Source organism: Streptomyces jeddahensis (assembly GCF_001642995.1).
GTDB lineage: Bacteria > Actinomycetota > Actinomycetes > Streptomycetales > Streptomycetaceae > Streptomyces > Streptomyces jeddahensis.
The window spans coordinates 1-24,949 of sequence record NZ_LOHS01000080.1 but is presented as its reverse complement, the minus strand read 5'-3'; the positions used below and the strand labels follow the sequence as shown (position 1 = coordinate 24,949).

The following is a 24,949-nucleotide window of genomic DNA, read 5'->3' as shown; positions in this document are numbered from 1 at the left end:
GCTGCCCGTTGCCCGATGAGTTGAGCAGTACGAGGAATCCTTCAGGCGTTGCGGCGGGCTGATCCCATGCGTCGGGCTTGTCCCCTGCATCGGGCTGATCCCGTTCCTGCGGAACGTGCCGGATACGGACGTGTCTTCGCGTACGGTGCCGCCGCCGGCCTCCTGGGCGACCTGCTCCTCGGCGATCCGCGCCGGGGCCATCCGGTCGCCGCGTTCGGCCGTGCCGCGGCCGCCGTGGAGCGTGCGCTGTGGCGCGACCACCGCGGATGGGGCGCGCTGCACACGGTGGTGTGCGCCGGCGGCGCGACCGCTCTCGCCGCGCTGGCCGCCCGTTCCGTACGCACATCCCGTACCGCCTCCGTCGCGCTGACCGCCGCCGCGACCTGGGCCGTGGTCGGCGGCACCTCGCTGGGCCGCGAGGCGCGGGCCATCGGTGGGGCGCTGGCCGCCGGGGACATCGAGGCCGCGCGGGAGCGGCTGCCCCATCTATGCGGGCGCGATCCGCAGGCGCTGGACGCCGACGGCATCGCACGGGCCGTGGTCGAGTCCGTCGCCGAGAACACGTCGGACGCCGTCGTGGGCGCGCTCGTCTGGGGTGCCGTCGGCGGGGTGCCGGGTCTCGTGGGCTTCCGGGCCGTCAACACGCTGGATGCGATGGTGGGGCACAAGTCGCCGAAGTACCGGCGGTACGGGTGGGCTTCCGCCCGGCTCGACGATGTCGCGGGGTGGCCGGGGGCGCGGCTCACCGCGGTGCTCGCCGCCGTTGCGGGTGGTGACCCGCGGGGGGCCGTGGGGGCTTGGCGTGCCGACGCCGCCAAGCATCCGAGTCCCAACGCCGGGGTCGTCGAGGCCTCGTTTGCGGGGGCGCTGGGGGTTCGGCTCGGGGGGACCCTTTCGTATGGGGGGAGGGTTGAGCATCGGCCGGTGCTCAACGGGTCTGGGCGAGCCGTTGAGGTGGCCGATATCGAGCGGGCTGTGCGGCTTTCTCGGCGGGTTAGTTGGCTTGCCCTTGGGGTGGGTGCCCTCTGTGCCGTTTTGCGGGACTCAGCCTCAGGGCGCCGTACGTCGTGGGCTGTGCCCACCCGTTCCGCCCCAGCGGAACGACTGCCCACAGCGGGGCCGCAACAAGGAGGCAGCTCATGAGTGGCGGGTTGTTGGTGGCTGGGACCACCTCTGATGCCGGGAAGAGTGTCGTCACCGCCGGGATCTGCCGGTGGCTCGTGCGGCAGGGGGTCAAGGTCGCGCCGTTCAAGGGGCAGAACATGTCCCTGAACTCGTTCGTGACGCGTGAGGGCGCCGAGATCGGGCGGGCGCAGGCCATGCAGGCGCAGGCCGCGCGCGTCGAGCCGACGGCGCTCATGAACCCCGTACTGCTCAAGCCGGGCAGTGACCGCAGCAGCCAGGTCGTGCTCATGGGCAAGCCCGTGGGTGAGTTGAGCGCCCGGGGCTACCACGGTGGCCGTCAGGAGTCCCTGCTCGGCACCGTCCTGGAGTGCCTGGAGGAGTTGCGGGGCACGTATGACGCGGTGATCTGTGAGGGGGCGGGCAGCCCCGCCGAGATCAATCTGCGGCGTACGGACATCGTCAACATGGGCATCGCGCGGGCCGCGCGGCTGCCGGTCGTCGTCGTGGGCGACATCGACCGTGGCGGCGTCTTCGCGTCGTTCTTCGGTACGGTCGCGCTGCTCAGCCCCGAGGACCAGGCGCTGATCGCGGGGTTCCTGGTCAACAAGTTCCGCGGGGACGTGTCCCTCCTCGAACCCGGGCTCGACATGCTGCAACGGATCACCGGCCGCCGTACGTTCGGTGTGCTGCCGTACCGGCACGGGCTCGGGATCGACGAGGAGGACGGGCTGCGGGTCTCGCTGCGCGGGTCGGTCCGGGAGTCCGTGGTGGCGCCTCCAGTTGGCGAGGATGTGCTGCGCGTGGCCGTGTGCGCGATCCCGCTGATGTCCAACTTCACGGACGTGGACGCGCTGGCCGCCGAACCGGGCGTCGTCGTGCGGTTCGTGGACCGCGCCGAGGAGCTCGTCGACGCGGATCTGGTCGTCGTACCGGGGACCCGCGGGACGGTCAAAGCCCTGGAGTGGCTGCGCGAGCGCGGGCTCGCGGACGCGATCGCGCGCCGTGCCGCCGAGGGGCGTCCGGTCCTCGGCATCTGCGGTGGGTTCCAGGTTCTCGGCGAGCACATCGAGGACGAGGTGGAGTCCCGCGCGGGTCACGTCGAAGGGCTGGGACTGCTGCCCGTGCGCGTGCGGTTCGCGAAGGAGAAGACCCTCACGCGGCCGTCCGGCACGGCACTCGGCGAACCCGTCGAGGGGTACGAGATCCATCACGGCGTCGCCGAAGTGACCGGCGGAGAGGCCTTCCTGGACGGCTGCCGGGTCGGCGAGGTGTGGGGCACGCACTGGCACGGTTCGCTGGAGTCGGACGGTTTCCGCCGCGCCTTCCTGCGGGAGGTGGCGCGGGCGGCCGGCCGCCGCTTCGTCCCCGCGCCCGGCACCAGCTTCTCGGCGCTGCGCGAGGAGCAGCTCGACCTGCTCGGCGATCTGATCGAAGAGCACGCGGACACCAGTGCGTTGCTCCGCCTGATCGAGACCGGTGCACCCTCCGGTCTCCCCTTCCTTGCTCCGGGGGCACCCTCATGACCGTCCTGCTTCTGTCCACCGCCGACACGGATCTGCTGGCGGCCCGCGCCTCCGGCGCCCCGTACCGGATCGGCAACCCCGCGCGCGTCGACGCCGCGACCGGCCTGCCCGCGCTCATCGACGGCTGCGACATCGCCGTCGTACGCCTCCTCGGCGGCAAGCGCGCCTGGGAGGACGGGCTCGCCGTACTGAAGGCATCCGGGATTCCGACCGTGCTGCTCGGCGGCGAGGCGGTGCCGGACGCCGAGTTGATGGCCGAGTCCACCGTTCACGCGGGTGCCGTGGCCGAGGCTCTGCGCTATCTCGTCGAGGGTGGCACGGCCAATCTGGCGGAGCTGGCGCGCTTCCTCAGCCAGGACGTGCTGCTCGCCGGGCACGGTCGTGCCGGAGGCGCGCAGAACAGGCACAGTGCCGAGCCGCAGAAGATGCCCGAGTACGGCGTGCACGGCGCCCGCACCCGTCACGAGGGGCGCCCGACGGTCGGCGTGCTCTTCTACCGCGCCCATGAGCTGTCCGGGAACACCGCGTTCGTGGACACCCTGTGCGACGCGATCGAGGCGCGGGGCGCCAACGCGCTGCCTGTGTACTGCGGTTCGCTGCGCGGCGCAGACTCGGGCCTGTACGAGATCCTGGGGCAGGCCGACGCACTCGTCGCCACGGTGCTGGCGGCGGGCGGCACGCACGCGTCGGAGGCCTCCGCGGGCGGCGACGAGGAGGCATGGGACATCGGCGCGCTCGCCGACCTGAACATCCCCGTCCTGCAGGGCCTCTGCCTGACCTCCTCGCGCGCCGCCTGGGAGGAGTCGGACGCCGCCCTCTCCCCCATGGACGCGGCGATGCAGGTCGCGATCCCCGAGTTCGACGGCCGGCTGATCACCGTCCCGTTCTCCTTCAAGGAGCAGGGCCCTGATGACGTCCCGGTGTACGTCGCCGACCCCGAGCGGGCCGCGCGGGTCGCCGGAATCGCCGTACGCCACGCCCAGCTCAGGCACAAGCCGAACGCCGAGAAGAAGCTCGCGCTTGTCTTCACCGCGTACCCGACCAAGCACTCCCGGGTCGGCAACGCGGTCGGGCTCGACACCCCGGCCTCGGCTGTCCGCGTCCTCGACGCGCTGCGCGACGCGGGCTACGCGGTCGAGGGCCATCCCGACAACGGCGACGAGCTGATCCACCGGCTCATCGAGGCGGGCGGCCACGACGTGGAGTGGCTGACGGAAGAGCAGCTGGCGGCCGCCCCCGCGCGCGTGCCGCTCGCCGACTACCAGGCGTGGTTCGACAAGCTCGACCCGGAGCTGCGGGACGCCATGCTGGAGGCGTGGGGCGAGCCGCCGGGCAGCCTGTACGTGGACGGCGACGACATCGTGCTGGCGTCCCTGCAGTTCGGGAACGTCGTGGTGATGATCCAGCCGCCGCGCGGCTTCGGCGAGAACCCGATCGCGATCTACCACGACCCGGACATGCCGCCGTCGCACCACTACATGGCGGCGTACCGCTGGCTCGAGGCCCCGACATCAGAGGGCGGGTTCGGCGCGGACGCCGTCGTGCACATGGGCAAGCACGGCACGATGGAGTGGCTGCCGGGCAAGGGGCTGGGGCTCTCCAGGGCCTGCGCGCCGGACGCCGTCCTCGGCGACCTCCCGCTGATCTACCCCTTCATCGTCAACGACCCGGGCGAGGGCACCCAGGCCAAGCGCCGCGGGCACGCCACGGTCGTCGACCACCTCGTACCGCCCATGGCCCGCGCCGACACCTACGGCGACCTGGCCAAACTGGAGCAGCTGCTCGACGAGTACGCGTTGGTCAGCGATCTGGACCCGGCGAAGGCCCCGGCCGTGCGCGCGCAGATCTGGACGCTCGTGAAGGCCGCCGAGCTCCACCACGACCTGCATGTGGACGATCAGCCGGACGACGATGAGTTCGACGAGTTCGTGATGCACATCGACGGCTATCTGTGCGAGATCAAGGACGTGCAGATCAGGGACGGCCTGCACATCCTGGGCGGCGGCCCGGTGGGCGAGCCGCGGGTCAACCTCGTCCTGGCGGTGCTGCGGGCCTCGCAGGTGTGGGGCGGGCAGGCGAACGCGCTGCCCGGTCTGCGTGCCGCGCTGGCGGAGCACTTCGGGCTGGTCGAGAAGGAGCTGCTGGCCGAGCCGGGCGCGCCGGTGAAGGTGCCGGACGGGCTGACCTCACTCGTAGAGGGGCCGTCGCGTACCGCCGCCGACGCGATCGACCTGCTGGAGCAGCTGTGCCGGCGGGTCGCGGAGGGCATGGAGGAGCGCGGCTGGGAGGCGACGGAGGCCCCGGGTCTCGTACGGGAGGTCCTGGGCGGAGTCGAACTCCCGGACGCCGTCGCGGTCCTGGAGTTCGCATGCCGCGAGGTCGTGCCGCGGCTGGCCCGGACGACGGACGAGATCGACCACATCCTGCGGGCGCTGGACGGCGGTTACGTCCCGGCGGGCCCGTCCGGGTCGCCGACCCGCGGTCTGGTGAACGTCCTGCCGACCGGCCGGAACTTCTACTCGGTCGACCCCAAGGCGATTCCCTCGCGGCTGAGTTGGGAGGTCGGGCAGTCGCTCGCGGACTCGCTCGTGGGGCGGTATCTGACAGACACGGGTGAGTACCCGAAGTCCGTAGGCCTGACGGTCTGGGGTACGTCCGCGATGCGTACGCAGGGCGACGACATCGCGGAGATCCTGGCGCTCCTTGGCTGCCGCCCGGTGTGGGACGACGCGTCGCGGCGCGTCACCGGCTTCGAGATCATCCCGCCGAGCGAGCTGGGCCGCCCGCGCATCGATGTGACGGTCCGCATCTCGGGCTTCTTCCGCGACGCGTTCCCGCACGTCGTCGGCCTGATCGACGACGCGGTACGGGCGGTCGCCGAGCTGGACGAGCCCGCCGACCGGAACTACGTCCGGGCGCACGCGGACGAGGACACCGCCGTCCACGGCGACCGGCGGCGCGCGACGGCCCGCATCTTCGGCTCGAAGCCGGGCGCGTACGGGGCGGGTCTGCTGCCGCTGATCGACGCCCGCAACTGGCGCTCGGACGCCGACCTCGCCGAGGTGTACGCGGTGTGGGGCGGTTACGCGTACGGCCGCGGCCTGGACGGACGGGCGGCGCGCGGGGACATGGAGACGGCGTTCCGGCGGATCGCGGTGGCGGCGAAAAATGTCGACACGAGGGAACACGACCTGGTCGACGCGGACGACTACTTCCAGTACCACGGCGGCATGGTCGCCATGGTGCGGCATCTGACGGGGGCCAACCCCGAGGCGTACGTGGGCGACAGCGCCGTACCGGACCAGGTGAAGACGCGCACGCTGGGCGAGGAGACACACCGGGTCTTCCGGGCGCGGGTCGTCAACCCGCGCTGGATGGCGGCGATGCGCCGGCACGGCTACAAGGGCGCCTTCGAGATGGCGGCGACCGTGGACTACCTCTTCGGGTACGACGCGACGGCGGGCGTCGTCGACGACTGGATGTACGAGAAGCTCAGCGCGGAGTACGTCTTCGACCCGGAGAACCGGGACTTCATGAAGAAGTCCAACCCGTGGGCCCTGCGCGGCATCACGGAACGGCTCCTCGAGGCGGCCGAGCGGGGGCTGTGGGCCGAGCCGGACGCACACACGCTGGAGCGGCTGCGGGCCACGTATCTGGAGCTCGAGGGCGATCTGGAGGGCGACGAGTGAGTACCCCCTATCCGTTCACCGCGATCGTCGGGCAGGACGACCTGCGGCTGGCGCTGCTGCTGAACGCGGTCTCGCCGGCCGTCGGCGGCGTGCTCGTGCGCGGCGAGAAGGGCACGGCCAAGTCGACGGCCGTGCGGGCGCTGTCGGCCCTGATGCCCGGCGTCGAGGTCGTCGCCGGGTGCCGGTTCTCGTGCGACCCCGCCGCGCCGGACCCGCAGTGCCCGGACGGGCCGCACGAGCCGGGCAGCGAGGTCGCGCGGCCCGCGCGGATGGTGGAGCTGCCCGTCGGCGCCTCAGAGGACCGGCTCGTGGGGGCGCTCGACATCGAGCGGGCGCTCGCGGAGGGCGTGAAGGCGTTCGAGCCCGGGCTGCTCGCCGACGCCCACCGGGGCATCCTCTACGTCGACGAGGTCAACCTGCTGCATGACCACTTGGTAGACCTGCTGCTCGACGCCGCCGCCATGGGCGCCTCGTACGTCGAACGCGAGGGCGTGTCCGTGCGGCATGCCGCCCGCTTCCTGCTCGTCGGCACGATGAACCCCGAGGAGGGCGAGCTGCGGCCCCAGTTGCTGGACCGGTTCGGGCTGACCGTGGAGGTCGCGGCCTCGCGGGAGCCGGACCAGCGGGTCGAAGTGGTCAGGCGGCGGCTCGCGTACGACGACGATCCCGAGGCCTTCGCGGCGCGCTGGGCCGACGAGGAGAACGTGGTGCGGGCGCGCATCGTGGCGGCCCGGAAGCTGCTGCCGTCGGTGCGGCTCGGCGACGGCGCGCTGCGGCAGATCGCGGCGACCTGCGCCGCCTTCGAGGTCGACGGCATGCGCGCCGACATCGTGATGGCCCGGACGGCGACGGCACTGGCCGCGTGGGCGGGGCGTACCGACGTACTCGCCGAGGATGTGCGCCAGGCCGCCCTGCTCGCGCTGCCGCACCGGCGCCGCCGCAACCCCTTCGACGCCCCCGGTCTCGACGAGGACAAACTCGACGAGACGCTGCAGGAGTTCGGCGGCTCGGACGAGGACGACCCGGATCCGGATGGGCCGGGCAGTGGCGGTGGGCAGCCGCCTCAGGACAGCGGGCCGGACGCGCAGCCTCCGGCCCGTGCGGAGGACGCTCCGGGGCCCGAGGCGCACGACTCCGGGCAGTCGCCTGCTGGGGATGCCCCGGCCGCCGGCCGGACCGGTGAGGCCTCTGACGAGGCCGAGGGCCGTGGCGGCCCCGGCCGCGAGCAGACCGCCGTACGCGCCGCCGAGCCGTTCCGCACGAAGACGCTGACCGTGCCCGGCCTCGGCGAGGGCGCCGCGGGGCGGCGGTCGCGGGCGCGTACCGAGCACGGCCGTACGACGGGGGCGCGGCAGCCCCGCGGGGCCCTGACCAAGCTGCATCTGGCGGCCACGGTGCAGGCCGCGGCCCCCCATCAGCGGGCGCGCGGGCGCAGTGGTCCGGGCCTTGTGGTCCGGCGGGACGATCTGCGGCAGGCGACGCGGGAGGGCCGCGAGGGGAACCTCGTGCTGTTCGTCGTGGACGCGTCCGGGTCGATGGCGGCCCGGCAGCGGATGAGCGCCGTGAAGGGCGCGGTGCTGTCACTGCTCCTCGACGCGTACCAGCGGCGGGACAAGGTGGGGCTGATCACCTTCCGCAGGACGGAGGCCGACGTCGCCCTGCCGCCTACCTCCTCGGTGGACGCGGCAGCGGCCCGGCTCGAGTCGCTGCCGACGGGTGGCCGTACGCCGCTTGCGGCCGGGCTGCTGAAGGCGCATGACGTGCTGCGTGTGGAGCGGCTGCGGGATGCGGCGCGGCGGCCGCTGCTGGTCGTGGTGACGGACGGGCGGGCCACGGGCGGCCCCCAGCCGGTGGAGCTGGCCCGGCGCGCGGCTCGGCTGCATGCGGCCGAGGGCACGGCGTCCGTCGTCGTCGACTGCGAGTCGGGGCCGGTACGGCTCGGGCTCGCGGCGCAGCTCGCGGGCGATCTCGGCGGGACGGCCGTCGCGCTGGACGAGCTGAGGGCCGACGCCATCGCCGGTCTGGTCAAGGACGTTCGGGGCGCCGGCCGTGGCGCCGGAAGGAGGGCCGCGTAATGCCGCAGGGGCAGCCTGCCGTCGTGCCGGACGACGGACTCACCACCCGCCAGCGCCGCAACCGGCCGCTGGTCGTCGTGCACACCGGCATCGGCAAGGGCAAGTCGACGGCCGCCTTCGGGCTTGCGCTGCGCGCCTGGAACCAGGGGTGGCCGATCGGGGTGTTCCAGTTCGTCAAGTCGGCGAAGTGGAAGGTCGGCGAGGAGAACGCGCTCAAGGTGCTCGGTGCCTCGGGGCAGGGCGGGTCGGTGGCCTGGCACAAGATGGGCGAGGGCTGGTCGTGGATCCAGCGCGCCCCGGCCGACGGGGAGCCCACGAATGAGGAGAAGGCGCGCGAGGGCTGGGAGCAGGTCAAGCGGGATCTGGCCGCGGAGACGTACCGGCTGTACGTGCTGGACGAGTTCGCGTACCCGATGCACTGGGGCTGGATCGACACCGACGAGGTGATCTCCGTGCTGCGCGACCGGCCCGGCACCCAGCATGTGGTCATCACCGGTCGCAACGCGCCCGAGAAGCTGGTGGACTTCGCGGACCTCGTGACCGACATGTCCAAGGTCAAGCATCCGATGGACGTCGGCCAGAAGGGCCAGAGGGGCATCGAGTGGTGAGCGGCGTGGTGAGCGGCTCGAGCTGCCGGGTGCCTCGGCTGGTCGTCGCCGCTCCCTCGTCGGGCAGCGGCAAGACCACGGTGGCTACGGGGCTGATGGCGGCGTTCGCGGAGCGCGGTCTCGCCGTGTCGCCGCACAAGGTCGGGCCCGACTACATCGATCCCGGCTATCACGCGCTGGCGACGGGGCGGCCCGGGCGGAACCTCGATGCGTACATGTGCGGGCCGGAGTTGATCGCGCCCCTGTTCGCGCACGGGGCCCGTGGGTGTGATCTCGCCGTCGTCGAGGGGGTGATGGGGCTGTACGACGGGGCGTCGGGGTATGGGGAGCTGGCCTCGACCGCCCAGGTGGCCAAGTTGTTGCGGGCGCCTGTGGTGCTTGTCGTCGACGCGTCGTCGCAGTCGCGGTCGGTTGCCGCGCTGGTGCATGGGTTCGCCTCGTGGGATCCGGAGGTACGGATCGGAGGCGTGATCCTCAACAAGGTGGGGTCGGAGCGGCACGAATCGCTGCTGCGAGAGGCGTTGGACGAGTCCGGAGTGCCCGTTCTCGGCGCGTTGCGCCGGGTCCGGCAGGTTCGTACGCCGTCTCGGCATCTGGGGCTCGTACCTGTTGCCGAGCGGCGGGGTGAGGCCGTGGAGTCTGTGCGGGCCCTTGCCGAACAGGTTCGGCAAGGGTGTGACCTTGAGGGGTTGTTGGGGTTGGCGCGTAGTGCGCCTACGTTGGCTGGTGCGGGGTGGGATCCGGCTGAGGCAGTTGCCTGCGGCGCGCCTGTCCCCAAGCCCGCCCCTTCCCGAGACCGGGGCTCTGCCCCGGGCCCCGATCCCCGGGCTGGGGATGGTTCTTCGACTGCAGGTCGTGGGCCGGTTGTGCCCACCCGTTCCGCCCTGCGGAACGCCTGCCCACAACCGGCGGGGCCACAACCGGCGGTGCGCGTTGCCGTTGCCGGTGGGGCCGCCTTCAGCTTCTCCTACGTCGAGCACTCCGAGTTGCTTGCCGCCGCGGGAGCCGAAGTGGTCGACTTCGATCCGCTTCGGGACGAGCAGCTGCCCGAGGGGACGGACGGGCTGGTCATCGGGGGCGGGTTTCCCGAGGTCTATGCGCCGGAGTTGTCCGCCAACGAGGCGTTGCGTAAGGCCGTCGCCGAGTTGGCCGACTCGGGGGCGCCCATCGCCGCCGAGTGTGCCGGGCTGCTGTATCTCGCGCGCTCCCTGGACGGGAAGCCGATGTGCGGTGTGCTGGACGCCGATGCGCGGATGTCGGAGCGGCTGACGCTCGGCTACCGGGAGGCGGTGGCGGTGTCCGACAGCGTGCTGGCGGCCGCCGGTACGCGGGTGCGGGGCCACGAGTTCCACCGCACGGTCGTCGAACCGGGCGCGGGTGCGGCTCCCGCCTGGGGCCTGCGCGCCCCTGAACGCCGCGTCGAAGGCTTCGTCCAGCAGGGCGTGCACGCCAGTTATCTGCATACGCACTGGGCCGCCGAGCCCGGTGTTGCCCGTCGGTTCGTCGAGAGGTGCGCAAGGTCATGAGCAGCAGGCTGATCGGAGTGGGCGTCGGGCCCGGCGACCCCGAGCTGGTGACCGTCAAGGGCGTCAACGCCCTGCGTGCCGCCGACGCCGTCGTCGTACCGGTGATGGCCGCGCCCGATGGGCAGGACGGCGGCGAGCCGGGGCGCGCCGAGGCGACCGTGCTGCACTACGTCCCCGAGGAGAAGGTTGTCCGCGTCGTCTTCGCGCTCAACGAGCGCACCGACCGGGCCCGACGCGAGGCCGCCTGGGACGCGGCGGGCGAGCGGGTGGCCGGGCTGCTGCGGCGGCACGGCACGGTCGCGTTCGCCACGATCGGCGACCCGAACGTGTACTCCACCTTCACGTATCTCGCGCAGACCATCAGCGAGTCGGTGCCGGGGACGGTGGTCGAGACGGTGCCCGGGATCACCGCGATGCAGGATCTGGCGGCACGGTCGGGTGCGGTGCTGACGGAGGGCACGGAGCCGCTGACGCTGGTGCCCGTCACGGCGGGTTCGGCCGTTCTGAAGGACGCCCTGTCGGGGCCCGGCACCGTGGTGGCGTACAAGTTCGGGCGGCTCGCCGGCGAGGTGGCGGCCGCGCTGAGAGAGACCGGGCGGATCGACGACGCGGTGTGGGGCTCCTCGCTGGGCCTGCCCGAGGAGTCGATAAGCAAGGCCGCCGAACTGGACGGCGCCGCGGTGCTGCCGTACCTGTCGACGCTCATCGCCCCCGCGCGGCGCGACGGCGGCCGCGGCGGGAAGCTGTGACGCCGCACTCTTCTCTTCTCCGCATGAATGACACGAGATGAATGACACGAGTCCGTCCACGACCGATCCGAGAGGACGACATCCCATGGCCGATGCGGCCGATGCCAACGCCGGCAAGGTGACCTTCGTCGGTGCCGGACCCGGCGCCGCCGATCTGCTCACCTTCCGCGCCGCCCGCGCCATCGCGGAGGCCGACATCGTCATCTGGGCGGCCAGCCTGGTGCAGGCGGAGGTCCTCGAGCACGCGCGCGAGGGCGCCGAGATCCTCGACTCGGCGACGATGTCCCTCGAGGACGTCGTCGCCGTCTACCAGCGGGCCGCCGCCGAGGGCCTGAAGGTGGCGCGGATCCACTCCGGCGACCCGGCGCTGTGGGGCGGCACGCAGGAGCAGCTGGACCGGTGCGCGGAGATCGGCATCGAGACGGAGATCGTGCCGGGCGTCTCGTCCTTCTCCGCGGTCGCCGCCATCGCGCAGCGCGAGCTGACGATCCCCGAGGTCGCCCAGTCCGTGATCCTCACGCGGCTCGGCGGCGGCAAGACGCCGATGCCGCCGGGCGAGGAGGTACGGGAGTTCGCGCGGCACGGCACGACGATGGCGCTGTTCCTGTCGGCGGCGCGCAGCGGCCAGCTGGTGCGGGAGTTGCTGGAGGGCGGCTATCCGACGACCACGCCGGTCGTCGTCGCGTACCAGGCGACCTGGCCGGAGGAGCTCGTCCTCACGTGCACGATCGGCACGCTGGAGGAGACGGTCAAGGAGCACAAGCTGTGGAAGCACACGCTGTTCCTGGTCGGCCCGGCCCTTGACGCGCACGGCACCCGCTCGCACCTCTACCACCCCGGCCACTTCCACGGCTTCCGCAAGGCCGACCCCGAGGCCCGCAGGGCTCTTCGGGCCGAAGGCCTTCGTACGCAGGGCGCGAAGCCATGAGTGTGATCACGGTCTTCGGTACGGGCACGGGGGCGCCCCTGCCGCCGGACGCCGGGGCCGCACTCGCCGACGCCGGTCTGGTGGCCGGCGCGCGACGTCATCTCGACGCGGCCGCGGACTCGCTGCCGGACCAGGCGCAGCGCATCGTGCTTGGCCCGCTGGCGCCTGCCCTGGAGGCGATCGAACAGTACGTGAAGGAGTTCCACGATGCGCCGGGAGCCACGGGCCGCGTCGTCGTGCTGGCCTCGGGCGATCCGGGGTTCTTCGGGATCGTGCGGGCGCTGGCGGAGCGGTTCGGGCCCGCGGCGCTCGACGTGCGGCCGGGCGTTTCGTCGGTCGCGGCCGCGTTCGCGCGGTACGGGCTGCCGTGGGACGACGCGGTGGTCGTGAGCGCGCACGGCCGTGACCTGCGTACGGCGGTGAACGTCTGCCGGGCGCATCCGAAGGTGGCGGTACTGACCGGTCCGGGCGCGGGACCTGCCGAACTGGGCGGCGCGCTCGCCCGCTGCTCGCGGGGGCGGACCCTCGTCGTCGCGAGTGCGCTCGGCGACCCGGCGCACGAACGCATCGAGCGGGTCAGGCCCGCCGAGGCCGCCGCGCGCGACTGGGGTCCGGCGGTGAACGTCGTCCTGTGCCTGGACGAGTCCCGTGCCCTCGCGCCCATGCGCAGCGTCGCCGGGCCCTGGCCCGGGCCCGCCCGATGGGCCCTGGACGAGACCGAGTTCGAACACCGCGACTCGATGATCAGCAAGTTCGAGGTACGGGCGCTGGCCCTGGCCAGGCTGGGGCCGCGCGTCGGCGACCTGGTGTGGGACGTGGGGGCGGGCTCGGGCTCGGTCGCCGTGGAGTGCGCGCGGTTCGGCGCGGCCGTCATCGCCGTGGAGAAGACGGCCGACGGCATCGCGCGGATCGAGGCCAACGCCGCGGCGCACGGCGTCGATGTGCAGGCCGTGCACGGCGCCGCGCCCACCGTACTGTCCGATCTCCCGGACCCGGACACCGTGTTCGTCGGCGGCGGCGGGCGCGAGCTGCCCGCGATCGTCACCGCGTGCGCGCGGCGGGCACGGCGGGCGGTGGTCGTGGCGATGGCCGCGCTGGACCGCGTGCCCGCGGCACGGGCCGCCCTGGCCGGGGCCGGGTTCGTCTGCGACGGGGTGCTGCTGTCGTCGTCCCGGCTTGTGCCGCTGCCGGGGGACGTGACCCGGCTCGCGGCGACCAATCCTGTTTTTCTGCTGTGGGGCGCGCGTCCCGCGGCGCGCGCTGAAGGAGTGTCCCAGTGATCGGCCTGATCTCCGCGACCGCGGCGGGTGCCGCGGGCTGTGAGCGGCTGGCGGCCGCCTGGCCCGGGCGGACCCGGGTGTACGACGGGGCCGTGGGGGACGCCGTGCGGCGGGCCTTCGGCGAGTGTGAGCAGCTGGTGTGTTTTCTGGCCACGGGGGCCGTTGTTCGGCTTGTCGCCCCGCTGTTGGGCGACAAGGCGTCCGACCCCGGGGTCGTGTGTGTCGACGAGGCCGGGAGGTTCGCCGTGTCCCTTCTCGGGGGGCACGGCGGGGGTGCCAATGAACTCGCCCGGGAGGTGGGCGAGGTCCTGGGCGCCGAGCCGGTCGTGACCACCGCGACGGACTCCGTCGGGGTGCCTGGGCTCGATACGTTGGGGTTCCCCTTCGAGGGGGACGTTGCCGGGGTCACCCGGGCCCTGTTGGACGGGGAGGCCGTTGCCCTTCAGGCGGAGGTGGCTTGGCCGCTGCCTGCTCTGCCGTCCAACGTGACCTACGACGAGGAGTACCCGCCGTCGTGGGTTGTGCCCACCCTCCCCCAAGCTCTCGGATCCGCTCGAGCAGGGGGGACCCCCATCGCCCTGCGGAACGCCTGCCCACAACGGTTGTGCGTCACCGATCGGCTAATCGAGCCCGCCGACGGGCAGGTCATCCTGCGGCCGCCCTCCCTCGTCATAGGCATCGGCGCGTCCAAAGGCGCCCCCGCCGACGAGGTCCTCGACCTGATCCACACCGCCCTCCGCGACGCCGGGCTCTCCTCCCTCTCCATCGCCGAGTTGGCCACCGTCGACGCTAAGGCAGGCGAGCCCGGGATCGTCGAGGCGGCCCGGCGGCTCGGGGTGCCCGTCGTGACATACGGCGCCGAGGAGTTGGCGGCCGTCGACGTGCCCAACCCGTCCGGGGCCCCGCTCGCCGCGGTCGGGACTCCCTCGGTCGCGGAGGCCGCCGCCCTCGTACGCGGTGGTGAACTCCTCGTGCCCAAGCGGAAGTCCTCGCGGTCCGACGGTCGGCCCGCCATGGCCACCTGTGCGGTCGTGCGCAGGCCCGCGCGGGGGCGGCTCGCGGTCGTCGGACTGGGGCCCGGCGCGCGGGACCTCCTCACGCCCCGCGCCAAGGACGAGCTGCGCAGGGCGTCCGTGCTCGTGGGGCTCGACCAGTACGTGGACCAGATCCGCGATCTGCTGCGGCCCGGCACCCGGATCCTGGAGTCGGGTCTCGGCGCGGAGGAGGAGCGGGCGCGTACCGCCGTGGCCGAGGCGCGGCGCGGGCAGGCCGTGGCGCTGATCGGCAGCGGTGACGCGGGCGTGTACGCGATGGCGTCGCCCGCGCTCGCCGAGGCGTCCGACGACATCGACGTGGTCGGCGTGCCGGGCGTGACGGCCGCGCTGGCCGCCGCGGCGATCCTCGGCGCACCGCTCGGACACGACCACGCCTCCATCAGCCTCTCCGACCTGCACACTCCCTGGGAGGTCATCGAGCGGCGGGTACGGGCCGCGGCCGAGGCGGACATCGTCGTCACCTTCTACAACCCGCGCAGCCGCGGCCGCGACTGGCAGCTGCCGAAGGCGCTCGCGATCCTCGCTGAGCACCGGGAGCCGACGACGCCCGTCGGTGTCGTACGCAACGCCTCGCGCGCCGACGAGTCGAGCCGGCTGACCACCCTGGCCGAACTCGACCCGGCGACGGTCGACATGATGACCGTGGTGACCGTCGGCAACACGGCGACCCGTGAGATCGCGGGCCGCATGGTCACGCCGCGCGGCTACCGCTGGCAGGAGGGGACCGAATGAACCGCGTCGTCCATCCCATCGAACAGGAGTCGTTCCGGCGGCTGCGCGCCCGCCTCGACACCTCGCACTTCCCGCCGCTGACGCGGGCGGTCGTTGAGCGGGTCATCCACTCCGCCGCCGACCTCGACTACGCGACCGACCTCGTCACCGACGAGGGCGCGCTGGAGAAGGCACACGCCGCGCTGCACGCCGGGGCACCGGTCGTCGTGGACGTGGAGATGGTCGCCGCGGGCATCACGCGCCGCGAGACGGTGTGCCGGCTGAAGGACGCCAGAGCCACACCGTCGCTGACGCGTTCGGCGCATGCGGTCCGGCTCGCGTACGAGCAGGTCGGGCCGGGTGCGCTGTGGGTGATCGGCTGCGCGCCGACCGCCCTGGAGGAGCTGCTCACCCTCGACGCCGCGCCCGCGCTGGTCATCGGCCTGCCGGTCGGGTTCGTCGGCGCGGCCGAGTCCAAGGCAGCACTGCGCGAGAGCGGCCTGCCCGCCGTCAGCAACATCTCAGAGAAGGGCGGTTCGGCGGTCGCAGCGGCCGCGCTCAACGCCCTCCTGTACCACCCTGTTTCACACGCTCAAAAGGCTCCGAAGGAGAATTCGTGACCACCCCGCCCGCTCTGCTCATCGCCGGCCACGGCACCCGGGACGAGGCAGGCGCCGAAGCCTTCCGCGACTTCGTACGGGAGCTGGGCCGCCGCCACCCCGAACTGCCCGTCGCGGGCGGGTTCATCGAGCTGTCGCCGCCCCCGCTCACCGAGGCGGTGGGCGAGCTCGTGGCGCAGGGGGTACGCCGTTTCGCCGCCGTGCCGCTGATGCTGGTGTCCGCCGGGCACGCCAAGGGCGACATCCCGGCGGCCCTGGCCCGCGAGAAGGAGCGGTACCCGGGAATCTCGTACACCTACGGGCGTCCGCTGGGCCCGCATCCGTCCCTGCTCGCCGTTCTCGAGCGGCGGCTCGACGAGGCGCTGGGGGGCACGGCCCGCACGCCCGCGGACCGCGCCGACGTGACCGTGCTGCTGGTCGGCCGGGGCTCGACCGACCCGGACGCCAACGCCGAGGTGCACAAGGCGGCGCGACTGCTGTGGGAGGGCCGCGGGTACGCGGGCGTGGAGACCGCATTCGTGTCCCTCGCGGCGCCGGATGTGCCCTCGGGCCTGGACCGGTGCGCGAAGCTGGGCGCGCGCCGCATCGTCGTCCTCCCCTACTTCCTCTTCACCGGCATCCTCCCCGACCGGGTGCGGCTGCAGACGGAGGGCTGGGCGGCGGCGCACCCGGAGATCGAGGTGCGCTCGGCCGACGTCATAGGCCCGGAGGAGGAGCTGCTCGACCTCGTGATGGAGCGGTACGAGGAGGCGCTCAAGGGCGATCTGCGGATGAACTGCGACTCGTGTGTGTACCGCATCGCGCTTCCGGGCTTCGAGGACAAGGTGGGCCTGCCCCAGCAGCCGCACTTCCACCCGGACGACGACGGCCACCACCACGGACACGGACACCACCACCATGGCGGCCATGCACACGCCCACTGACGCCGACGGGCCGGATCTGCGCCATCACGGCGACGCCGAGGTACGGGGTTCGGGCCTGACGGACCTCGCGGTGAACGTACGCGCGGGCACCCCGCCGGACTGGCTCAAGGCGCGCATCGCGGCATCCCTCGACTCACTGGCCGCCTACCCGGACGGCCGGACCGCACGGGCGGCGGTGGCGAAGCGACACGGTTTGCCTCCGGAGCGGGTACTGCTGACGGCAGGCGCCGCGGAGGCCTTCGTACTGCTCGCCCGTGCGCTGAAGCCCCGTAACGCCGTCGTCGTGCACCCGCAGTTCACCGAGCCGGAGGCGGCCCTGCGCGATGCCGGGCACCGCGTCGGACGGGTGCTGCTGCGCGAGGAGGACGGCTTCCGCCTGGACCCGGCGGCTATCCCCGAGGACGCCGACCTGGTCGTGATCGGCAACCCGACGAACCCGACATCCGTGCTGCACCCGACCACGGTCATCACCCAACTCGCCCGCCCTGGGCGGGCATTGGTGGTCGACGAGGCGTTCATGGACGCGGTGCCAGGTGAACGCGAGGCACTGGCGGGGCGCACGGACGTGCCGGGCCTGGTCGTGCTGCGCAGCCTCACGAAGACGTGGGGACTCGCGGGTCTGCGCGTCGGCTACGTCCTCGCGGACCCGGAGACGATCGGCACGCTGGAGCGGGCCCAGCCGCTCTGGCCGGTCTCGTCGCCCGCCCTCGCCGCGGCCGAGGCGTGCTGTGAGCCGACCGCTCTGGCCGAGGCCGAGCAAGCGGCGCAGCGCATCGCCGCGGACCGGGCCCACCTGGTCGCCGGGCTCACCGCGTTCGACGAGGTACGGCACGTGGTGGGCCCCGCGGAAGGCCCCTTCGTACTCGTCCGCATCCCCGACGCCGACCGGGTCAGGGAGCGCCTGCGCGAGCTCGGCTTCGCGGCCCGCCGAGGCGATACCTTCCCGGGCCTGGGCCCGGACTGGCTCCGCCTGGCGGTCCGGGACCGGGCCACGACGGACGCGTTCCTTCTTGCCCTGGGCGAGGCGCTTCAGGGCTGAGCGGCATGGCTGCTCAGCCCTGCGGGACGGGGGTGTGACCGCCGTGCTGAGGGGCACCCGCCGTCGTGGGTTGTGCCCACCCGTTCCTCCCCCAGAGCCTTAAGGGCCTGGGGCACCCCCAGCGGAACGATTGCCCACAACGGTAGCGGCGCGGCTGCCCACCCCGCCCCAGCTGCACAGGTGGTACCGGCCACCGGCCGATCGTCGCCCGCGCGCCGAAGGGGACGTGGCGGGATGTGCGCCCGCAGCGGCTGGCGCGACGTATGGGTCGCCCTATGACGTACGGCTAGGCGCCAGACCGAGGACGTACATCCCGGCGCGGCCCCGACCCAGCCACCGGCAGGTGGCGCACCAGCCGGACCTCGGCGGCTCGGCGGCGGACCCCCCTCCAGCCCGCCGCCCGCCCGATCACCGGCGCCGACCCGCGCGACCGACGACTCAGCCCCGCCGACGCCGACGCGTCAGCACGAGCGCGCCGCCTCCCGCAGCCACCAACACGGCAGCGACGCCCGCGATGTACGGCGTGGCGGAGCTGCCACCGGTCTCTGCGAGATCCTGATTCCCCTCGAGGGATTCCCCAGCAGCCCCCTGCGCCTGTACGTCCTTCTCGGCTCCGGAGGTCCCGGACGTGCCCGACGCGTCATCCCCGGAGCCGGAGCCGGACCCCTGCCCCGAAGACGCCTTCGGCGCCTCACACATGGCGTCGGCCAGCGTCACCGTGCCCTCCACCTCCGCGACGTTGAGCTTCAACGGATTGACGGACACCTTGAGTTCGAGCGCGGTCGCGGCGGCCGTACGCGTCGTGGTGTGCGTCTTCGACAGGTCGAGCCGCACCTCGCCGACGCCCGGCACCTTCACCTCGGACGTGCCGCCCGCGGTCAGCGTCACCTTCTTGCCGAACACCGTGACCGCGCCCAGCACGTTGGACTCGGCGACCGGCTGCTTCCCGGCTTCGCAGACCGCCTTCGAGGTGACCTTCTCGACCTCGATGAGCGACAGCAGGGGCAGCCCGGGCACATGCACCTTGGCGTGGGCGAGGTTGGTGTACCCCTCGGCCTTGTGCTCGTCGACCGTGGCCTTCGCGGTGGCCACGTCCGCCCGGAGCACGCTGAACGGCTTGCCGCCGTCGACGCCGTCCAACTGCGCGGTGAGCGCGGTCTTCTCGGCGCTCTGCGGGGCCTGCACCTCGTTGAGCGAGACCGCGAGCGGCACGTTCACGGACTTGTCGAGCAGGGAGACGTCGAGGCCGGTGCGGAGCACGACGGCACTCGACTTGCCTCCGTGACTCCCGGTCGCGTGGGCAGGCACCGCCGATGCGAGGACGGCGGGGCCCGCGGCGAGTGCGCCGGCGGCAGCGGCGGCGGTGAGACGGCGTGCGGGAATGCGGAATGAATAGCTGTTCAAGGTGGTGGGACCCCTACAAGAGAGACAGGAAAACGCCAAGAGACGACGGCCATCGTGGAGATGACCACAGATGACCGGAGATGACACGGAGTCATACGGCGCCGTCGGCCGCCCGCCATGGGGACTCGGCCATGCGTACCGACGACGCCGATGCCGGAATCCTCGCCCACCGAAGGTTCATGGTCAGCTACCTGGAGTCAGTTCACTCCAAAGTGAGTTTTCCGCACGTCTCTTCGATTCCCGAGGCACGTACGTACTGCTGCGTCACCCACACCACGTAACGGACAGCACGCCAGAAAGCGCCCACAAAGTATTCGCGGGCTTCGCGGGCTACCCCACCACGCGCCCGTTCAGCACCACCCGCCGCGGCGCCGCCAGCATCCGTACGTCGGCCCGCGGATCCCCGTCGTACACGACGAGGTCCGCCGGTGCGCCCTCCGTGAGGCCCGGGCGCCCCAGCCACGCGCGGGCGCCCCACGCCGTGGCGGAGAGGGCCTCGACGGGCGGGATGCCCGCGGTGACGAGCTCGGCGACCTCGGCGGCGACCAGGCCGTGGGCCAGTGAGCCGCCCGCGTCGGTGCCGACGTAGACGGGGACCCCGGCGTCGTAGGCGGCCCGGACGGTGTCGTAGCGGCGCTCGTGGAGTCGGCGCATATGGGCGGACCAGCGCGGGAACTTCGACTCGCCGCCGTCCGCGAGGCGCGGGAACGTGGCGATGTTGACGAGGGTCGGGACGATGGCGACGCCTCGCTCGACGAAGAGGGGGATCAGGTCCTCGGTCAGGCCCGTCGCGTGCTCGATGCAGTCGATGCCGGACTCGACGAGGTCGCGGAGGGACGCGGCGGCGAAGCAGTGCGCGGTCACGCGGGCGCCGAGCCGGTGGGCCTCGGCGATGGCCGGTTCGACGGCCTCGCGCGGCCAGCAGGCGGTCAGGTCGCCGGCGTCGCGGTCGATCCAGTCGCCGACGAGTTTGACCCAGCCGTCGCCGCGCCGGGCCTCCCGGGCGACGTAGGCGACGAGCTGGTCGGGCTCGACCTCGTGCGCGTAGTTGCGGATGTAGCGGCGGGTACGGGCGATGTGCCGCCCGGCGCGGATGATCTTCGGGAGGTCGTCGCGGTCGTCGATCCAGCGGGTGTCGGAGGGCGATCCTGCGTCGCGGATCAGCAGGGTGCCGGCGTCGCGGTCGGTGAGTGCCTGCTTCTCGGAGACGTCCTCGGGTACGGGGCCGTGGGTGTCGAGGCCGACGTGGCAGTGGGCGTCGACGAGGCCGGGGAGGGCCCAGCCCTCCACCGTGCGGACGTCGCGGGCGGCGGTGGGGCGGTCGTACGTGATCCGTCCGCCGACGACCCAGAGGTCGTCGCGGACGTCGTCGGGGCCGACGAGGACGCGTCCTTTTATGTGCAGCACCGCGTGGTCGCTCATGACTCGCACCTTAACGCTGCGCTGTGCCTGGGCCGTAGGCGTGGTTGCCCTAAGGGTTTGCGGTGACCGCCGTCGTGGGGCTGTGCCCACCCTCCCCCATTGCCTTAAGGGCATGGGAGGTACCCCCATCGCCCTGCGGGACGATTGCCCACAGCACTATGGGCCAGCGGCCCACAGCGGTTCAGGCGGCTGCCCACAGCAGCAATCAGCCCTGCTTGCCCTCCTCCACGTCCGCTGCCGCAGGGTCCAGGACTCTCGACAGGAAGTGGCGGGTTCGGTCGTGCTGGGGGTTCCCGATGACCTGGTCGGGGGTGCCCTGTTCGACGATCACGCCGCCGTCCATGAAGACGACGCGGTCGGCGACCTCGCGCGCGAAGGTCATCTCGTGCGTGACGACCATCATCGTCATGCCGTCGTCGGCGAGCATCCGCATCACGGCGAGGACGTCGCCGACGAGTTCCGGGTCGAGCGCCGAGGTCGGCTCGTCGAAGAGCATCACCTCGGGGCCCATCGCCAGGGCGCGGGCGATGGCGACGCGCTGCTGCTGGCCGCCGGAGAGCGACGAGGGGTAGGCGCCGGCCTTGTCGGACAGGCCGACCCGCTGAAGGTTCTCCGCGGCGATCTGTGCCGCCTGCGCCTTGTCGCGGCCGAGCACGCGGCGCTGCGGCAGCGTGAGGTTCTCGGTCACGGACAGGTGCGGGAAGAGGTTGAACTGCTGGAAGACCATGCCGATGCGGCGGCGCACCGCGTCGATGTCGACGTCCGGGTGCGTCACCTCGCTGCCGCCCACGAAGACCTGGCCCGCGGTCGGGGTCTCCAGCAGGTTGACGCAGCGCAGCAGTGTGGACTTGCCGGAGCCGGAGGGGCCGATGACGCAGACGACCTCGCCGGGGGCGATCTCCAGGTCGATGCCGCGCAGCACCTGGTTGTCGCCGAACGACTTGTGCAGGCCGCGGACCTCGATCTCGGGGCGGGCGGTGCCGTCCGTCTTCTTCATGTTTCCCTTCGAGGGGTTCACGGGGCTCCCGGGGACCGTGCTGCTCATCGGGTCTCCCCCGCCCTGCCCTCGAGACGGCGTACGACGAAGCTGAGCGGCACCGTGACGAGGAGGTAGCACAGGCCGGCGACCAGGATCGGTGTGGAGTTGGCGGTCTGGCTGGCCAGGTCCCGCCCGAACTTGGCGAGTTCGCGCTCCTCCAGGGTGACGCCGAGGAACAGCACCAGCGAGGAGTCCTTGAAGAGCAGCACGAGCTCGTTGGTGAGCGGCGGGATCACGATCCTGATGGCCTGCGGGATGATGATCGAGACCATGGCCCGGGCGTGCGAGAAGCCCAGCGAGCGTGCCGCCTCCATCTGTCCCTTGGGCACGGCCTGGATGCCGGCCCGGATGGTCTCGGCCATGTACGCGGCGGAGACCAGGCCGAGGGCCAGCGCGACCTTGCCGTACGTCCCGCCGGGGATCTCCGTGCCGGGGAAGGCGAGCGGCACGGCGACGCCGACGAAGATGAAGATCAGCAGAGCCGGCAGGCCGCGGAAGATCTCGATGTAGACGCCGGCGACCCACCGGTAGGGGCCCACCGACGACAGCCGCATCAGGGCGATGATCATGCCCAGGACCAGGCCGAACACGAACCCGGACAGCGTGTACACCACGGTGTTGCGCAGCGCGATGGTGATGATGTCCGGGAACAGCTGCTTCGCGAGGTCGGCCTGGGCGAACTGGTTCGCCAGGCGGTCCCAGTCGGCGGTGACGCCGATGGCGACGATCGCGGCCACGAAGATGGCGTACTGGGCGCCGCGCGAGAGTGTTTGCCGCTGCCGCCTGGTCAGGCCGGACTTGGTCGGCGTCCCGTCGGGGGCCTGGTCCCGGGTGGAGCTGCCGGCACCGCTCATGAGGCGGAGGCGGAAGCGGCCGGGGATGCGGCGGCCTCGTCGTACGGCCCGATCCACTGCTCGTAGAGCTTCTTGTACGTGCCGTCGGCCTTGGCTTCCTTCAGAGCCTTGTTGATCGCCTCGCGAAGCTCGGTGTTGCCCTTCTTCACCGTGAAGCCGTACTGCTCGCCGGTGTCGAGGTTGTCCACGACCTCGAAGGCGTCGGCGTTGGCCTTGTCCTTCAGCCAGCCCTGGACGACCGGGTAGTCGATGATGACGGCGTCGACCTGGCCGGTGCGCAGGCCGTTGAGCACGGCGTCCGAGCTCTCGAAGGAGACGGAGTCGAAGCCCTTGCTCTGCGCGTACTCCTCGCCGGTGGTCTGGGCCTGGGAGCCGAGCTTCTTGCCCTTGGACTTCACGTCGTCCAGCGAGGTGATGCCGCTCTTCTTGTCGACCAGGACGGCCTGGGTCGCGTTGAAGTAGGGGTCGGAGAAGTCGACGTTCTTCTTGCGCTCCTCGGTGATGGTCATGCCGGCCGCGGCGAGGTCGCACTGACCGGAGTTGAGGAACGCGCCGGTCTTGAAGTTCTCGAAGGGCGTGTCGACGATGTCCTGCTCGACGCCGAGGTCCTTGGCGACCAGGTCGATCAGGGAGACGTCGAAGCCCTGCACCTTGCCGTCGATCTCGGACTGGAACGGCGGGTACGGCAGATGGGTGCAGGTGGTGAGCTTGCCGGCCTGGACGAGCTCGACGCCGCCCGCGGTGGTCTTCTCGCCACCGTCGTCGTTCGATGCGCAGCCGGCTGCCAGCAGCAGTCCGGCGGCCGCCGCGGCGGCGGCCAGGGTTCGGGTCCGGCGGCCGAAGACCGTGTTCACGGGAAACCTCCTGAGGGATGTCGGGTGATGCGAATCCGCACGTGGGGCAGAGTCCCGAGCCCTCGGGTGGCGGGCAGCACGGAGCGCGCGCTTCCGATTATAAGGAAACGTTTGGGGTGCTCAAATCAATGCCATGGTCGAGCGGTCCTGTCGCCTGTGATCCACCGGCTGACGGGCCCCTTAAGGACGGCCGGTTACGCTCGGACAGCCCGCGCGATCGCCCGGAGACAGGCCCGTACGAACGAGACGTGCCCGTACGAACGTCGCAGAGCACCCCGTTCGCCCGCATCGGAAGAGACCCGGAAGAGAGCACCGCCGTGACCCACCCCTTCCTCGACCTGGCCCCGCTGACCGCCGCGCACTTCGCCGCGATCGAGCAGCGCGTGGCGCGGCTGCTGTCCACCGAGCAGGACGTGGTGATCACGCAGGGCGAGGCGCTGCTGCCGCTGGAGGGCTGCATCCGCGGCGCCGCGCGGCCCGGCACCACGGCGCTCAATGTGATCACCGGTCCGTACGGGCAGACCTTCGGAAACTGGCTGCGGGACTGCGGCGCCACCGTGATCGATCTCGCGGTGCCCTTCCACACGGCGGTGACGGCGGCCCAGATCGACGAGGCACTGACCGAGCACCCCGAGATCGACTTCGTCTCGCTGGTGCACGCGGAGGCGGCCACCGGCAACACCAATCCGGTCGCGGAGATCGGCGAGGTCGTACGGGCGCACGGCGCGCTGTTCATGCTGGACGCGGTCGCCTCGGTGGGCGCCGAGCCGCTGCTGCCGGACGCGTGGGGCGTGGATCTGTGCGTGATCGGCGCGCAGAAGGCGATGGGCGGTCCCGCGGGTGTGTCGGCGGTGTCGGTGAGCGAGCGGGCCTGGCAGCGCATGGCCGCCAACCCGCAGGCGCCTCGCCGCTCGTACCTGTCGCTCCTCGACTGGAAGGAGCGGTGGATCGACGGCGGCCGCAAGGCGCTGCTGCACGCCCCGGCGCAGCTGGAGATGCTGGCGCTCGAGGCGTGCCTGGAGCGCATCGAGGCGGAGGGCCTGGGCGCGCTGATGACCCGCCATGCGACGGCCGCGGCGGCCACGCGTGCGGGCGCGCTGGCGCTCGGCGGGGGCCTGGAGCCGTACGTGTACGAGGCGCGGGACGCGGCCCCGGTGGCGACGACGCTGCGTACGCCGCCCGGCGTCGACGCCTCGGAGGTGGTGGCGCGCGCCCTGGCCGCGGACCCGGTGCTGCCGCTGGTCGCGGGCGGTGGCGCGCTGTCCAAGGAGATGATCCGCGTCAACCACTACGGCGCGGACGCGACGCGCGGCGTGGTCCACTCGGCGCTGGCCGCCCTGGGCGGGGCACTGGCCGAGTCCGGCCTGACGGTGAACCTGGAGGCGGCGCGGCGGGCCGTGACGGACGCCTGGAGCTAGGCGCTCCGCTGGACGTGCCGCGATGTGCCGTCGGTTCGCTGCGGCACCGTCGTGGCTGGTCGCGCCCACGCGGCGGAGCCGCATATCGATACAGCCCCGCGCCCCTT

The 24,949-nt window shown here is 72.4% G+C and carries 19 protein-coding genes; 14 read left to right on the top strand and 5 right to left on the bottom strand.

From position 1 onward, the window contains the following. Window positions 1-66: 66 nt before the first annotated feature. From STSP_RS16685 to cobC, 13 genes are all read left to right on the top strand, one after another. Window positions 67-1,143 (top strand): cobalamin biosynthesis protein, encoded by a 1,077-nt coding sequence (locus STSP_RS16685; RefSeq protein WP_232789671.1) that lies wholly within the window; start codon window positions 67-69, stop codon window positions 1,141-1,143. After that, window positions 1,140-2,648, top strand: a complete 1,509-nt coding sequence (locus tag STSP_RS16680) for a cobyric acid synthase (RefSeq protein WP_067278224.1) — start codon at window positions 1,140-1,142, stop codon at window positions 2,646-2,648. Before STSP_RS16685 ends, STSP_RS16680 begins: the two co-directional genes overlap by 4 nt. After that, window positions 2,645-6,337, top strand: coding sequence for a cobaltochelatase subunit CobN (cobN, locus tag STSP_RS16675; RefSeq protein ID WP_067278221.1), 3,693 nt, complete (start codon window positions 2,645-2,647; stop codon window positions 6,335-6,337). Before STSP_RS16680 ends, cobN begins: the two co-directional genes overlap by 4 nt. Beyond that, window positions 6,334-8,412, top strand: coding sequence for a putative cobaltochelatase (locus STSP_RS16670; RefSeq protein WP_067278220.1), 2,079 nt, complete (start codon window positions 6,334-6,336; stop codon window positions 8,410-8,412). The genes cobN and STSP_RS16670 overlap by 4 nt, the downstream gene beginning before the upstream one ends. Further along, a complete protein-coding gene (gene cobO / locus STSP_RS16665; RefSeq protein WP_067278217.1) occupies window positions 8,412-9,020 on the top strand; it encodes a cob(I)yrinic acid a,c-diamide adenosyltransferase in 609 nt (202 codons plus the stop codon). The genes STSP_RS16670 and cobO overlap by 1 nt, the downstream gene beginning before the upstream one ends. A gap of 5 nt (window positions 9,021-9,025) precedes the next feature. Next, window positions 9,026-10,546, top strand: coding sequence for a cobyrinate a,c-diamide synthase (locus STSP_RS16660; protein ID WP_067278294.1), 1,521 nt, complete (start codon window positions 9,026-9,028; stop codon window positions 10,544-10,546). Then, complete coding sequence (gene cobI, locus STSP_RS16655) at window positions 10,543-11,295, top strand: precorrin-2 C(20)-methyltransferase (RefSeq protein ID WP_067278215.1); 753 nt, start codon at window positions 10,543-10,545, stop codon at window positions 11,293-11,295. Before STSP_RS16660 ends, cobI begins: the two co-directional genes overlap by 4 nt. 85 nt (window positions 11,296-11,380) lie before the next feature. Then, the gene (gene cobM, locus STSP_RS16650) at window positions 11,381-12,223 is read left to right on the top strand and encodes a precorrin-4 C(11)-methyltransferase (RefSeq protein ID WP_067278213.1); all 843 of its coding nucleotides are present in this window, start codon (window positions 11,381-11,383) and stop codon (window positions 12,221-12,223) included. A gap of 2 nt (window positions 12,224-12,225) precedes the next feature. Next, a complete protein-coding gene (locus STSP_RS16645; RefSeq protein WP_067278211.1) occupies window positions 12,226-13,503 on the top strand; it encodes a bifunctional cobalt-precorrin-7 (C(5))-methyltransferase/cobalt-precorrin-6B (C(15))-methyltransferase in 1,278 nt (425 codons plus the stop codon). Continuing rightward, a complete protein-coding gene (gene cobJ / locus STSP_RS16640; RefSeq protein WP_067278209.1) occupies window positions 13,500-15,290 on the top strand; it encodes a precorrin-3B C(17)-methyltransferase in 1,791 nt (596 codons plus the stop codon). Before STSP_RS16645 ends, cobJ begins: the two co-directional genes overlap by 4 nt. Beyond that, window positions 15,287-15,889 carry a precorrin-8X methylmutase gene (locus STSP_RS16635; protein ID WP_067278207.1) on the top strand — a complete coding sequence of 201 codons (603 nt, stop codon included), beginning with the start codon at window positions 15,287-15,289 and terminating at the stop codon, window positions 15,887-15,889. The genes cobJ and STSP_RS16635 overlap by 4 nt, the downstream gene beginning before the upstream one ends. Then, window positions 15,886-16,812 carry a sirohydrochlorin chelatase gene (locus tag STSP_RS16630; protein ID WP_067278204.1) on the top strand — a complete coding sequence of 309 codons (927 nt, stop codon included), beginning with the start codon at window positions 15,886-15,888 and terminating at the stop codon, window positions 16,810-16,812. Before STSP_RS16635 ends, STSP_RS16630 begins: the two co-directional genes overlap by 4 nt. Beyond that, window positions 16,796-17,851, top strand: coding sequence for an Rv2231c family pyridoxal phosphate-dependent protein CobC (cobC, locus tag STSP_RS16625; RefSeq protein ID WP_067278293.1), 1,056 nt, complete (start codon window positions 16,796-16,798; stop codon window positions 17,849-17,851). The genes STSP_RS16630 and cobC overlap by 17 nt, the downstream gene beginning before the upstream one ends. 438 nt (window positions 17,852-18,289) lie before the next feature. Here cobC and STSP_RS16620 read toward each other — a convergent pair whose 3' ends face one another. The 5 genes from STSP_RS16620 to STSP_RS16600 form a co-directional block, all read right to left on the bottom strand. After that, on the bottom strand, window positions 18,290-19,255 hold the full coding sequence (locus STSP_RS16620; protein ID WP_067278202.1) for an SCO1860 family LAETG-anchored protein: 966 nt from the start codon (window positions 19,253-19,255) through the stop codon (window positions 18,290-18,292). 330 nt (window positions 19,256-19,585) lie between these two features. Beyond that, a complete protein-coding gene (locus STSP_RS16615; RefSeq protein ID WP_067278200.1) occupies window positions 19,586-20,677 on the bottom strand; it encodes an amidohydrolase family protein in 1,092 nt (363 codons plus the stop codon). 205 nt (window positions 20,678-20,882) lie between these two features. Further along, entirely contained in the window at window positions 20,883-21,674 is a 792-nt protein-coding gene (locus STSP_RS16610) for an amino acid ABC transporter ATP-binding protein (protein WP_067278290.1), read from the bottom strand. Between the two features lie 44 nt (window positions 21,675-21,718). Next, window positions 21,719-22,570, bottom strand: coding sequence for an amino acid ABC transporter permease (locus STSP_RS16605; RefSeq protein WP_067278288.1), 852 nt, complete (start codon window positions 22,568-22,570; stop codon window positions 21,719-21,721). After that, the gene (locus STSP_RS16600) at window positions 22,567-23,424 is read right to left on the bottom strand and encodes a basic amino acid ABC transporter substrate-binding protein (protein WP_067278197.1); all 858 of its coding nucleotides are present in this window, start codon (window positions 23,422-23,424) and stop codon (window positions 22,567-22,569) included. Before STSP_RS16600 ends, STSP_RS16605 begins: the two co-directional genes overlap by 4 nt. A gap of 317 nt (window positions 23,425-23,741) precedes the next feature. On the opposite strand from STSP_RS16600, the gene STSP_RS16595 reads away from it, so the two are divergent. Continuing rightward, on the top strand, window positions 23,742-24,842 hold the full coding sequence (locus STSP_RS16595; protein WP_067278285.1) for a pyridoxal-phosphate-dependent aminotransferase family protein: 1,101 nt from the start codon (window positions 23,742-23,744) through the stop codon (window positions 24,840-24,842). The last annotated feature ends 107 nt before the right edge of the window (window positions 24,843-24,949 follow it).

What these genes read in the sequence shown, in the direction of transcription:
- cobC (WP_067278293.1), top strand. Translation starts at nt 16,796, where the DNA reads ATGCACACGCCCACTGACGCCGACGGGCCGGATCTGCGCCATCACGGC.
- STSP_RS16615 (WP_067278200.1), bottom strand. Translation starts at nt 20,677, where the DNA reads ATGAGCGACCACGCGGTGCTGCACATAAAAGGACGCGTCCTCGTCGGC.
- cobI (WP_067278215.1), top strand. Translation starts at nt 10,543, where the DNA reads ATGAGCAGCAGGCTGATCGGAGTGGGCGTCGGGCCCGGCGACCCCGAG.
- STSP_RS16605 (WP_067278288.1), bottom strand. Translation starts at nt 22,570, where the DNA reads ATGAGCGGTGCCGGCAGCTCCACCCGGGACCAGGCCCCCGACGGGACG.
- cobN (WP_067278221.1), top strand. Translation starts at nt 2,645, where the DNA reads ATGACCGTCCTGCTTCTGTCCACCGCCGACACGGATCTGCTGGCGGCC.
- STSP_RS16685 (WP_232789671.1), top strand. Translation starts at nt 67, where the DNA reads ATGCGTCGGGCTTGTCCCCTGCATCGGGCTGATCCCGTTCCTGCGGAA.
- STSP_RS16635 (WP_067278207.1), top strand. Translation starts at nt 15,287, where the DNA reads ATGAACCGCGTCGTCCATCCCATCGAACAGGAGTCGTTCCGGCGGCTG.
- STSP_RS16610 (WP_067278290.1), bottom strand. Translation starts at nt 21,674, where the DNA reads ATGAAGAAGACGGACGGCACCGCCCGCCCCGAGATCGAGGTCCGCGGC.
- cobM (WP_067278213.1), top strand. Translation starts at nt 11,381, where the DNA reads ATGGCCGATGCGGCCGATGCCAACGCCGGCAAGGTGACCTTCGTCGGT.
- STSP_RS16680 (WP_067278224.1), top strand. Translation starts at nt 1,140, where the DNA reads ATGAGTGGCGGGTTGTTGGTGGCTGGGACCACCTCTGATGCCGGGAAG.
- cobO (WP_067278217.1), top strand. Translation starts at nt 8,412, where the DNA reads ATGCCGCAGGGGCAGCCTGCCGTCGTGCCGGACGACGGACTCACCACC.